General features: G+C 65.5%; 1 protein-coding gene. It reads left to right on the top strand.

Annotation, left to right across the window (positions count from 1 at the left end):
• The coding region (locus B3C64_RS04530; RefSeq protein WP_291534032.1) for a glycoside hydrolase family 36 protein at positions 1-1,889 on the top strand (1,889 nt) is incomplete at both ends.

Genomic DNA, 1,889 nt, shown 5'->3' with positions numbered 1-1,889 from the left:
GTCATCGGCCGCGAGCTGCGCTACAGCCGCCACCAGACCAGCACCACCGGACGTCGCAGCGAACTGCGCATCGTGCTGGAGGACGAGGATCGCGACATCGAGGCGACCGTCCGATACAGCGTCGACGAGCGCGCACCGATGGTGCAGACCGACGTGACCGTCACCAACATGGGTCTTGAACCGGTGCTGCTCGATTCCGTCGTCAGCTGGAGCAGCACGTTCGGCGTCGCGGCGGACGCCGCGGAGGGCACCGAGCCGAAGCTTGAGGGTTGGAACCTGCTCGAAGGCCGTTTCGACTGGCTCGCCGAAGGCCGTTGGAGCAGCCGTCCGGTGCGTGACCTGCTGCCGAACATCGGTCCGGAGCTCACCGAGGTCGATCCGCGTCAGAGCCATCAGGTCGTTTCCACCGGCACGTGGTCCACGGGCACGAAGGTTCCGCTGGCCATTCTCGAGTCCAAGGAAATGAAGCTGGCCTGGCTGTTCCAGATCGAACACAACGGCGCCTGGCGCTGGGACGTGCAGGACAACACCAAGGACGGCTGCGTGGCGCTGTCCGGTCCGACCAACGAGAACCACGCTTGGTTCCAGGAACTGCATCTGGGCGAATCCTTCACCACCGTGCCGGCCTCCTTCACCATCGCCCATGATTTCGACGGCGTGGTCGCCAACGTCACCGACTACCGCCGCGAGGTGCGTTCGCCGCACGTCGACAACGCCGAGCCGAGCGTCGTGTTCAACGATTACATGAACACCATCTACGGCGATCCGACCACCGAGAAGGAACTGCCGCTGATCGAGGCCGCGGGCAAGGCCGGCATCGAGATCTTCGTCATCGACTGCGGCTGGTACGACGACACCGGCAACTGGTGGCCGTCCGTCGGCGAGTGGATGCCGTCCAAGACCCGCTTCCCGGGCAAGAAGGGCATCGTCGAGGTCATCGACGCCATCAAGGACGCCGGCATGATCCCGGGCATCTGGCTGGAGCCGGAGGTGATCGGCGTAAAGTCGCCGATGGCCGAGAAGCTTCCGGAGTCCGCGTTCTTCCAGCGTCACGGCAAGCGCGTCGTGGAGCAGGAGCGTTATCTGCTCGATCTGCGCGATCCGGCGGCGCGCAAGCATCTCGATTCGGTGATCGACCGTCTGGTCGGCGAATACGGCATCGGCTACTTCAAGTTCGATTACAACGTCTCCCCGGGCGCCGGCACCGATTATGACGCTCCCGCTCCGGGTACCGGCCTGCTCGGCCACAACCGCGCGTACAGCGAATGGATCGACGGCCTGCGCGAACGCTACCCCGACGTGATTCTGGAGAACTGCTCCTCCGGCGGCATGCGCGAGGATTTCGCGCAGACCTCCCGCTTCCAGGTGCAGTCCACCTCCGACCAGCAGGACTTCCGCCTGTACCCGGTCATCGCCGCGGCTTCGCCGATGATGGTGCTGCCGGAGCAGGCCGCCAGCTGGGCGTACCCGCAGTCCGACATGGGCGCCGAGGAGACCGCGTTCAACATCAACACCACGTTCCTGGGCCGTTTCTTCCTCTCCGGCTATCTGAACCGCATGAACCCCTCCCAGCTCGCCTGGGTGCAGGAGGGTGTGAATGCCTACAAGAAGCACGTGCAGCCGGTGATCGGCAAATCCACGCCGTTCTGGCCGATGGGTCTGCCCGGTTGGACCGACAAGGTGCTCGCCCTTGGTTTGGATGCCGGCGACCGCGCGTTGGTCACGGTGTGGAGCCGTGACGGCGAGGGCGGCGAGGTGCGCCTGCGCCTTGACCGTTGGGCCGGACGCGCAGGCAAGGCATCCACGGTGTACCCGGTCGAGGGCTACACGCAGTGGCCGGCCAGCTGGGACGCCGCTTCCGGCGAACTCGTGGTGACGATTCCTTCCGA

Origin of the sequence: Bifidobacterium sp. UBA6881, from assembly GCA_002451435.1 — a bacterium.
In the GTDB taxonomy this organism is placed as follows: domain Bacteria; phylum Actinomycetota; class Actinomycetes; order Actinomycetales; family Bifidobacteriaceae; genus Bifidobacterium.
The sequence above is the reverse complement of the archived record's forward strand: the minus strand, read 5'-3'. Positions and strand labels throughout refer to the sequence as shown.